At 64.4% G+C, this 9,005-nt stretch carries 9 protein-coding genes; 2 read left to right on the top strand and 7 right to left on the bottom strand.

Features of this window, described 5'->3' with window-relative positions:
• From A6723_RS17660 to A6723_RS31345, 4 genes are all read right to left on the bottom strand, one after another.
• Positions 1 to 1,953, bottom strand: a 1,953-nt coding sequence (locus A6723_RS17660; RefSeq protein WP_139093010.1) for a Mu transposase C-terminal domain-containing protein, incomplete at its 3' end; no start/stop codon positions are given.
• Entirely contained in the window at positions 1,946 to 2,149 is a 204-nt protein-coding gene (locus tag A6723_RS17655; RefSeq protein WP_054906995.1) for a hypothetical protein, read from the bottom strand. The genes A6723_RS17655 and A6723_RS17660, both read right to left, overlap by 8 nt.
• On the bottom strand, positions 2,146 to 2,589 hold the full coding sequence (locus A6723_RS17650; protein WP_054906996.1) for a hypothetical protein: 444 nt from the start codon (positions 2,587 to 2,589) through the stop codon (positions 2,146 to 2,148). Before A6723_RS17650 ends, A6723_RS17655 begins: the two co-directional genes overlap by 4 nt.
• Before the next feature lie 2 nt (positions 2,590 to 2,591).
• A complete protein-coding gene (locus A6723_RS31345) occupies positions 2,592 to 2,930 on the bottom strand; it encodes a helix-turn-helix domain-containing protein (RefSeq protein ID WP_082450482.1) in 339 nt (112 codons plus the stop codon).
• A 232-nt stretch (positions 2,931 to 3,162) separates the two neighbouring features.
• Here A6723_RS31345 and A6723_RS17645 point away from each other — a divergent pair, with 232 nt between their 5' ends.
• Positions 3,163 to 3,825: a helix-turn-helix transcriptional regulator gene (locus tag A6723_RS17645; RefSeq protein WP_054906997.1), complete on the top strand. Its 663-nt coding sequence runs from the start codon at positions 3,163 to 3,165 to the stop codon at positions 3,823 to 3,825.
• Between the two features lie 226 nt (positions 3,826 to 4,051).
• Here A6723_RS17645 and A6723_RS17640 read toward each other — a convergent pair whose 3' ends face one another.
• The 3 genes from A6723_RS17640 to pqqF form a co-directional block, all read right to left on the bottom strand.
• A complete protein-coding gene (locus tag A6723_RS17640) occupies positions 4,052 to 4,444 on the bottom strand; it encodes a hypothetical protein (protein WP_054906998.1) in 393 nt (130 codons plus the stop codon).
• Positions 4,445 to 4,528: 84 nt separating this feature from the next.
• A complete protein-coding gene (locus A6723_RS17635) occupies positions 4,529 to 5,731 on the bottom strand; it encodes a porin (protein ID WP_024764449.1) in 1,203 nt (400 codons plus the stop codon).
• A 304-nt stretch (positions 5,732 to 6,035) separates the two neighbouring features.
• Positions 6,036 to 8,327 carry a pyrroloquinoline quinone biosynthesis protein PqqF gene (gene pqqF / locus A6723_RS17630; protein ID WP_139093009.1) on the bottom strand — a complete coding sequence of 764 codons (2,292 nt, stop codon included), beginning with the start codon at positions 8,325 to 8,327 and terminating at the stop codon, positions 6,036 to 6,038.
• 150 nt (positions 8,328 to 8,477) lie between these two features.
• Here pqqF and A6723_RS17625 point away from each other — a divergent pair, with 150 nt between their 5' ends.
• A complete protein-coding gene (locus A6723_RS17625; protein ID WP_054906999.1) occupies positions 8,478 to 9,005 on the top strand; it encodes a cysteine hydrolase family protein in 528 nt (175 codons plus the stop codon).

The following is a 9,005-nucleotide window of genomic DNA, read 5'->3' as shown; positions in this document are numbered from 1 at the left end:
GGGCTCCATCTGCTCGCCAGCGGTGATGCGGCGGTCGACGCGCTTCCACAGGCGATAGCGCGCCATGGAATCGGTCGGAATCTCGAAGGTGCTGGGAGCGGCCAACGCGGCGGCGTAGCGGCGGGCCTCGCTGATCTGCTCGGCACTCAGGTCGGCAGTTGGCGCGGCCTTTGGCACAACGCGCAGTTCGACGTCCTGACCGGTGAGGGTCTTGATCTTGGTGACGGCGCGGGCGATCTGGCCCTTCTCGCGGCGGTCTCCCGCCTTGTCCAGCAGGGAGCGCGGCATGGCTGGCGATGCGTTGCCATCCACCAGGGCCTCGCAGATCAGCTCGCCGTCCAGGTTGTGGACCCACACGCGGCTGGCATCGCGGAAGTCGTAGGCGACGCGCACTTCCTGGCCGTGCAGCGCTTCCAGCTCACGAGCGAAGTAGATGCCACCGCCAAACCTCACTTCGGCGCGGTTGGTGGTGCGAACGACCTGCGGGCGAGTCAGGCCAGCTACGACATCGGCAGGCGCCTGCAGCGGCTCCCATCCCTCAGCGACCGCCGACTTCCAGGACTCCATCGGGGTTTGGCTACGCATCCGGCCTGTTTCCAGGTCGCGGACTTTCGGGAGGCCGCGATGTGACTTGTGGTTGTAGTCGTCCAGGGCGTCCTGCAGGTCGCGGAAGAACACGTCGAAGGTGGGAATCTGAGTGGGCTGGATGCCCTCGGCCAGTTGCTTGCGGGACAGGCGATGCACGCGGGTAGCGGCTTCTTTGTCCATGTCCTTGCCGATGTAGCTGTCGTACGTCTTTGCCAGCTTCACCAGGATGCTTTTGTGCGGGCGCTCAATGACGCCGCGTGCCTGAGAGTTGTAAGCAATGGAGTGGGTCATATCACCACCCAGGCGATCCACCACTTCCCGCACCGTGTCGTTATCGAAGCCGCTGCCGTTGTCGACATAGAAAAGCTTGAACATGCCGACGCGGGTTACGCCGTCGCGGATGGTGTCGACGGTGGCAATGGTCGACTCGGCCAGGTTGACCGAGAAACCGACGATGCGGCGGGTCCCCCAGTCGATGACCATGGTGATCTCGGGCTTGAAAATCTGGCCGGTCAGCGGGTTCATGACCTCGGCGTCGAAGGTGTGGCCGTCCGCCACCCATACATCGTTAGGCCAGAGCATGTCGGCCTTACGGCGGTTGAACGCCTTGACCGCTTTGATTTCGCGGGAGCCCATGCGGCCATGCTCACGGGCTTCCGGGCTGAGCTTGGCCAGAAATCGACGTACTGCATGGATGCTCGGGCAGCCCTGGTACTCGCCCTTGAAGCGCTCATACGCCGCCTCAACGCTGGGCTTCTGCGGCTTCTGGTAATGCTTGAGGAACACGGGCGCCCACACCGGCACGCTCATGTCAGGCTTGCGGCGAGCCGGAGCCAGGGCGATTTCGCCATGCTTGCGATAGTCGGCCAGCCAGCGCTTGAGAGTGCGCTCGCTCAGGGTGCGGTCTGCGGTCTTACGGTCGTTGGCGCGCTCTACACGCTCCACCAGGTAAGGGCTGAGATTGCCCTCACGCGCCAGGCCGACCAGGGTCAAGATGGCGCGCTGCTGGCTGACGAACTGGCTCATCCGCTCGACTTCACGGATTAAGGACACGCGCGCGGCCATCACTTCACGCTGATCATCGTTCAAGCGTGACGTGGAAATACCGTCACGCTTCGGCGTAATCAGTGTGTGCGGGGCGGCAGGCTCTTGCGCTTCGGCAGGCGCCTCTTGCTGGACCAGGCGCGCAACTAGTGCTGCCTGAGTTTCAGCAGGAAGCTGATGGAAGTAGTACTCCACGGCCTTGGTGCCGATGCGGCGCTGGCCTTCCCAGTGCTCCCGCTTTGCCATGATTTGAATCGCGCGATCAGTACCTGGCAGACCTGGCAGGCCTGCAAGTTCCCGAGCGGAGAACCACTTATGCATGGGATTCCTCGCTTGCCTCAAGATCGGCAATCAAGGCCGCCCCTAGGTTCAGGGCCGCAGTGCGAAGCCACTCATGGGCGTCAGTCCATGCACCGTTTTCTACTGCAGGGCTTTCAGCCTCCACGCACTTGTAGAACTCGGTCGCATGGCGCAGATCGTCGAGCAGGCCTTTCTGGATGTCCTGAAGGCGGGTCATTGGGCACCCCCGAGGCGGCGGCGCAGTTCGCGGGCTTGGCGGGTCGCCTCATCCTTGATGCTCTCGACGCGGCCCAACTCAGCCAGCAAGGCATCGCGCCCCCAGCTAACCCGACCACCACGCACGGTGACGATCAGGTCGGTCAATTGATGGCTGCCGCAGACTTGCTCCAGGAGGGCCGCGCGGTAGAACGGCAGGTTGTGATCGATGCGGGCCGTCGATGACCAGGCGTCCAGCATGGCTTTGCTGATGTCTTCGCCGGCCAGGTGCGACATCTGCGCGGCTACATCAATGCGCTCAAGCCCGGTGCTCTTTGCCCCTGTCAGCATCTCGCTGACGATTTCGCTTACCTGGACCCGGAAGTCGCAGGCGCTAACCAGCTGGGGCTGCGGCACATCGAAATCGATGTTTATGGTGCGGTCGTCTTTTCCGTGACGCATGTTCAAGCCTCCGTGCCGGTTTTACGGTGCGGAACAGGAGAGTAACGGCTATCCTTGGCAGCACTTCTCGGTCGGCTTTCCGCCCTGTTTGGGCGTTGGCGCCGAGGGGAACCATCAAGGTTCCAACGCTCCGGCCAAAGCTCAAACGGCTCCACACCGAGCTTTTTGGCGATCTCGCGCTCGATGCGTGGATACGGTGCGTTCTTCACCGCACGAATAGCGCGGTCGGTGATGTCGAGCTGGCGAGCCAGCTCAGCCGGCGGACAGCCATGGATGCGCAGCTGGTATTTGATCCACTCCCAGCGGGGAGCCGGATCGAGCGGCATTTCGGCGATGTTCATCAGTAACAACCATCTTGGCGGGTGGTTTTTTTAGGCCGTCTAACAGCCTGTTACGGATAAACATAGCCATAACCAACTATGCGGTAAAGCGAAAAATGGCGTTTCGCTTTCCAAAACCAGCCATAAAGGTGGTTATATTTGGCTAAGTCATTGATGCATAAAGGGTTTGCGACAAAGCGAAATTTCGCTTTGTCGGATGCGCGTATTTCGTTTTCTGCTGGGGGAAAGCGAAATGACTGATGGATTGGCGGCTCGCATCCGTCAGTGCGCGGAGATAGCCAAAAGTGGCGACGAACTGGCGCGATTGACTGGCATCCCTCGGCGGACACTTGAGTACTACCTGACCGGGCAAAGTGAGCCCAAGGTCGCGCGCTGCGTGGAGATAGCAAAGGCAGTGGGCGTTGACTTAGGCTGGCTCGCCTCTGGTGAGGGCGAGCCTTTCCCGGCAGCTCCCAAGCAGGAGCCCCTGGACTTAGAGACGTACGCGTTCATTCCTCTCTACGACGCTCGCTGCAGCTCAGGTCATGGCGCGTGGAATGAGCGCGCGCGCGTACTGACAGAGCTTGCATTCACTCGATATTCCTTGCGGAAGAAGGGGCTGAGCCCGGAGCGCCTGGCTTGTCTGCGGAATGACGGTGACTCGATGAAAGGACTCATCGAAGACGATGACACGGTGATGATCGATCAGAGCCGCAATTTGCTTGAGGGGGAAGGCGTCTATGTCATCCTCCTGGATGACCACCTTTACGCGAAGCGCCTGCAGCGCCAGTTCGACGGCTCTGTGCTGATCATCAGCCACAACAAGGACTATCAGCCCATGACGGTCCCTAAGGATCGCCTGGCTGAGTTGCAGATCGTGGGGCGTGCGGTTTGGGCTGGGGGGTGGTTGATCTAATCCCGGCTGACAGGGGGTATGCCAATTACCCCCGCTAAATTTTCCGTTTGCCCCATTTGCCAGTTTTGGCACTGTTCAGCTGGGCTTGTCCGCTAAGCCCGCGCCATCCGGGGCTCTCCGGCGTCTTCCGGTTTCTTCCGGCTTCCTCCGGCCCTGTGCCAATACTCCCACTAGCTCACAGCAATGACGCTACTTGTCAGGCCCCCAGGAGCCGGCCCTGCCAGCGTTAGCCCATCGGCCAGAACAGCAACGTCAGTACCAGCATCCCGGCGTAGAACCCCGTCTCCACGGTCTCCGTCCACGGCTGAATCCTGCGCAACGCGCCGTAGATGTGCACCACCACCATGAGCCCTGCCACTGCCGCCAGCACCTCGAAAGTGGTCACCAGGGCCTCGCCGGTCAACGCCGCGCGCAACATCAGCCCCTCGACGATGAGGATGAACGCCCCCAGGCAGCGCCCGAAATACACCGCAAGATCGGTGTGTTCCGGCAACTGCCACTGCATCACCCGCGCCCACAGCAGCGGCACCAGGAAGATGGGCAAGGCGAACACCAGGGTGGTGGCGATGGACAGAACCAGCAGGTAAGTCTGCGCGTGCGCGCTCCACGATCCGATCATGACGAACCTTCCTTGAAGTGAAGAAAAAAGGCGGGCGACACGCTGTGCCAACCCGCCGAAATGGAGCCAAAGGAGTTTGCGGAGTTACCAGTTGAGGACGGCGCCCACCGCGAAGGTGTCGGTGTCCTCGCTGACGGTGGAGCCCTTGCGCCCGTCGATCTCGTAGACGTTGTACTCGGCCACCAGCTTGAGGTTGTCGTTGATGGTGCGGAAGTAGGCGATGCCCTTGGTGGAGTAATCCGCCGCGCTGCCCAGGCCATTGCCGTCGTCGCGGGTCTCGCCGGTGGACAGCGCCACACGGTTCTTGCCCCAGCTGTAGGAGCCCTGCAGCAGCACGCCGCGGCTGTCTACTTCGCGCAGCGCGGCTTCGCCGGCGTTGTTGGTGAAGAACGGGTTGATGCCCTTGGCGGTGAAGCCCGAACCGGTCAGCGAGAGGCCGCCCATCTTCGCCTGGATGCCGTAGCCCAGGCCCTTGGAAGTCACGCTGTCGACTTCGTCGTTGGTGTTCTTCGAGGTCTGGTAGGCGCCGTTGACCCAGCTGTAGATCTGGGCGCCGCCGACGTCGAACTGGTAGCTGATCTCACTCTCGTAGCGCGGGTTGTCCTGGTAGGCCTTGTCGTCGAGGCCGTCGCTGGCGTCCTTGTCGATCTGGTTGGTGTCGATCGGGTCCATGATGCCGACGGCGACGCGCAGGCCGTCCACCAGGTTGTTGTTGCGGTAGGTAATCTGCGAGGTCGGGAACGGGTACGGGTAGCCGGTGCCGATGTTGCCGAAGGACACGCCCTTGCCATCCACCAGGCCAAGGGTGTCGCTGGCGTTGCCGAAGCCGGCGAGCAGTTCGTCGAGGAAGATGTTGGAGCGCGAGAACAGGCCGAAGTCCTTGCCGATCAGCACCTCGCCCCAGTCGCCGGCGACATTGCCGTAGAACTGGCGAACGTCGATGGCGGTATCGGTGCCGTCCTGCTCGCTGTCGTTGATGGTCACCCAGAACGACGAGCGCCCGGTGAGGGTCAGGCCGTCGATCTTCTTGCCGAAGTTGAAGCCGATGTAGTTGGGCAGGAAGCCCATCTTCACCCGCGACTGGCGGCGGTCGTAGGTATCGCCGTTGCGGTCGACGTCGCTGTTCACATAGAAGGCGTTGAAGTAGCCGTCGGTGGAAAAGGTGGTGTCATCCTTGTCGTACAGCAGGATGTCGGCGCGAGCCCCGCTCGACGCTGAAGACAGGGCCAGGGTGGCCAGTGCCAGCGGCAGAAGCTGGCGGCGGACGGCGATGTTGTTCTTGTTCATGGCGCTCTCCGGGTGAATGGAACGACTGCGGTTTCAGTCGTGACGGAGGCGATTATCGAAATGGCGGAAGCGGCGACATACGCTGCTTTGGCGCCGCTTCACCGGGCCCTTCGGGCGTTCTGCCAGAGCGCTGCGCAAGGCTCTGCGACCGCCACTACCTCAGGCTCGCGGCGATGGTCGCGCAGGGTCGCGACCGCCGGGCCACTACCTGGGACCCGACCCTGGGAGCAGGTCGCGGGGCGTAAGGCAGAAGTCGACCGGGCAACCGCCTTGCGGACGGTACCCTCGGTCGAAAGTACGAGTCTCAGGCGCGGCTGAGCAGCAGCCAGTGGCCGCCCTGGGCAGAGGTCAGCGCGGAATGCGCGGCGCGTAGCTCGGTGCCGCAAAGGCTCTCCAGGGCCTCGGCGATGAGTGCCCGATGAGGCGGCAGGACACCCGCCAACTGGTCATGCCAGGCCTGCTGCAGGCGCTCGGCGAAATCGCCCGGCGCGCGGGCCAGCTCGGCAGCCAGCGAAGCACGCAGGCTGTCGACACGCTGCGGGTCGATGCGCAGCAGGGCCTCGCTCTGCTGGTAGAGGAAGCTGTCCACCTCGGCCTGCAGTTCCACGGCCGAGAGCAACGGCGACTGCACCGCGAAGAGGATGCCGCGCCGCATGCCTACCTGGCGGAAACCGCAGTACAAGGCATAGGCCAGCTGCCGCTCACCGCGCAGCCAATGGAAGAAAGCCGGCTCCAGCACACGGGCCAGCAGGCGCCACGCGGCTTCGTCCGTCACCGAGCGGGACACCAGTGGGCAGAACAGCAGCAACGCTGCTTCACCCGGCATCTCCAGCACCTGGCGGTGGCGGCCGGGCGGCCCGCTGCGCGGTGGCAGCGCGCTGGTGGTCGAGTGATCGGCCAGGGTATCCGGCAACTCGATGCCCAGGGCCAGGGCGTCCCAGTGAGCAGCCGACCAGTCCGGCAGTGCTTCGCTGTCCCCCGCCAGCATCTGCGGCAGCAGGTCGATCAACTGACGGATGGGCATTTCGCCTTCGCGGCGACGGCGTTCGGCCGCCAGCAGGCGCGCGCCCTGCCCCAGTACTGCGGCTGGAGGATGCTGGAGGGCATTGATAGCGCACTCGGCCAGGTCGGCGAGCTGGTTTCTTGCGCCGGACAGCAGCAGCGTCCAGTCACTTTCCAGGGCTTCCAGGCGCAGCGTGACACCTTCGTGCCGCGCCGCGCCAGCCAACGGGCGCAACACCTGCCGCGCACTGAGGAAGGCCTGTCGACCCGGCGCCTGGGGGAAGCGCCAGCGCAGGTGCAGGGCCGCGGGCTCGCTGTCGGCCGGGAGCTGCGTCGGTGCAAAGGACCAGGGCTCGGCACGCAGCGGTTCGGCGGGGCGCTTCGCGCAGCGCACGACGTCGAGAATGAAGCCGGCCGAGGTCAGGGATTCGCCGATCACCGACTCCGAGGCCAACAGGCGGATCATTCGCGACGCCACCAATTGGCCGAGCCACGCCGATGACGCGTCGCTGCGCGCTCTGCGCTGCAACTGCGCCAATGAGCCCGTTGCCCCATCGGCAGGCGCAGCGGCGAGCACATCCGCCGGCAACTTGCGCAGCGCCTCCAGCCAGGAGAGAAAGGCCGACTCCACGAGATCGGCCGTGGACGCTTCGGCCAGTTCGAAATCGAAACGCAGCAACGCCTGGCCGTCGGCGAAGCGGCTCAGGCGCGCACGAGCACTGTCGGCCAGCCCGTTCTGCCCCAGGCAGGCCAGCAGCGAGCCGGGCGCCTCGTCGGCCAGCCAGCCCTGCAGTTGCTCCAGCAGCGCGCCGCCCTCGCCCGCCATGCCATCCAGGGCGAATGCCAGGACCAGCCGTGGCGCGCCCGGCAGGCGCAGCTTAAGTTCCTCACCGCTGAGCGGCAGAAGGGATTCCCGGTCAGCGCTTGCGACGGCCGCGCCCAGGGGAAACACACTCCCTTCACGCTCCGCCAATACCGCCAGCTCTTCCAGTGTTTGCGGCCCCTGCAACCAGAGTTCCAGCGCACCGCTGACCTGGCAGGAGCGGATGAAATCACGCAGCGCCTGCTGGAACTCGGCGCTTTCCACCTTCAGCGTGTCGCGCCGGCCAGCCACGAAACGCCCCAGCGCGTGCCCCGGCACCACCGCCAAGGCCAGGGCGGCGTCGATCAGGGTGTCGGGATCGCGGCCGCGGGCAAGAAACTCGGCCTCCAGCACTTCACGTTCAGCCACCTGCACGGTTTCATCCAGGCGCGGTCGCGCGAGCATGTCCACCAGGCGCGCCAATCCATCCCCCAATGCATCGGCCGGCACCTCGAAGAAGTAGTCGGTCTGCCGCGCGCGAGTGCTGGCGTTGACCCGCCCTCCGCGCGCCTGCACCCAGGGCATCAGTCGCTCGCCCTCGACGAAGCGTTCGCCGCAGAGGAACAGCAGGTGTTCGGTGAAATGCGCAAGGCCCGGGAAGGCTTCGGGCTCGTCGTGGCTGCCCCGGGCAATGCGCAGCAGCGCAACGGCGTGGCTGGCGCCGGGAGCATGAACGACAGTGGCGCGCAGGCCGTTGGCGAGGGTCAGGGTCTTGGCGGGGAATGTGTTCATCGGCATCCGGTCCGGTTCATGGCCGACACCATCGCCCAAGCCAGGGCAAAGGGAAATACGGCTTTGGCAGCAAGTGCCTGCCGGCATTGGCCCGCCGCACTCGGGCGGCTACCATTCCCAGCTTCACTGAACCTTCGGAATTCCCTGACCATGAGCACCGCCCTGCTGATCATCGACGTCCAGTCCGACCTGTGTTCCGGCGACTCCGCCTGTTTCGACATCGACAACGTCCTGCAGCGCATCAACAGCATGAGCCGAGCAGCGCGGGAGGCCGCTGTGCCGGTGGTGCTGGTACAGCACGAGGACGATGACCTGCAGTATGGCAGCGCCGGCTGGCAGCTGGAAACGCGCCTGCTCACCGATCACTCCGACCTGAAGGTGCGCAAGACCACCCCGGATTCCTTCCTGCGCACTGACCTGGCCGAGCTGCTGCAATCGCGCGGCATCGACCACCTGGTGATCTGCGGCCTGCAGAGCGACTACTGCGTCGACACCACCACCCGCCGCGCCCTGGCCCAGGGCTATGCGGTGACGCTGGTGGGCGATGCCCATTCCACCGTCGACAACGCCGTGCTCAGCGCCGCGCAGATCACCGCGCATCACAATGCGGTGCTGGGCAGCATCAGCAGCTTCGGCCCGCGAGCCAAGATCATCCCGGCCGCCGACGTGTGCTTCTGA

Source organism: Pseudomonas sp. AU11447, from assembly GCF_001672555.2.
Classification (GTDB): Bacteria; Pseudomonadota; Gammaproteobacteria; order Pseudomonadales; family Pseudomonadaceae; genus Pseudomonas; species Pseudomonas nitroreducens.
Note: the sequence above shows the minus strand (reverse complement) of the source record. Positions and strands in the feature narration are given on the sequence as shown.

What these genes read in the sequence shown, in the direction of transcription:
- A6723_RS17655 (WP_054906995.1), bottom strand. Translation starts at nt 2,149, where the DNA reads ATGACCCGCCTTCAGGACATCCAGAAAGGCCTGCTCGACGATCTGCGC.
- A6723_RS17650 (WP_054906996.1), bottom strand. Translation starts at nt 2,589, where the DNA reads ATGCGTCACGGAAAAGACGACCGCACCATAAACATCGATTTCGATGTG.
- A6723_RS31345 (WP_082450482.1), bottom strand. Translation starts at nt 2,930, where the DNA reads ATGAACATCGCCGAAATGCCGCTCGATCCGGCTCCCCGCTGGGAGTGG.
- A6723_RS17645 (WP_054906997.1), top strand. Translation starts at nt 3,163, where the DNA reads ATGACTGATGGATTGGCGGCTCGCATCCGTCAGTGCGCGGAGATAGCC.
- A6723_RS17640 (WP_054906998.1), bottom strand. Translation starts at nt 4,444, where the DNA reads ATGATCGGATCGTGGAGCGCGCACGCGCAGACTTACCTGCTGGTTCTG.
- A6723_RS17635 (WP_024764449.1), bottom strand. Translation starts at nt 5,731, where the DNA reads ATGAACAAGAACAACATCGCCGTCCGCCGCCAGCTTCTGCCGCTGGCA.
- pqqF (WP_139093009.1), bottom strand. Translation starts at nt 8,327, where the DNA reads ATGAACACATTCCCCGCCAAGACCCTGACCCTCGCCAACGGCCTGCGC.
- A6723_RS17625 (WP_054906999.1), top strand. Translation starts at nt 8,478, where the DNA reads ATGAGCACCGCCCTGCTGATCATCGACGTCCAGTCCGACCTGTGTTCC.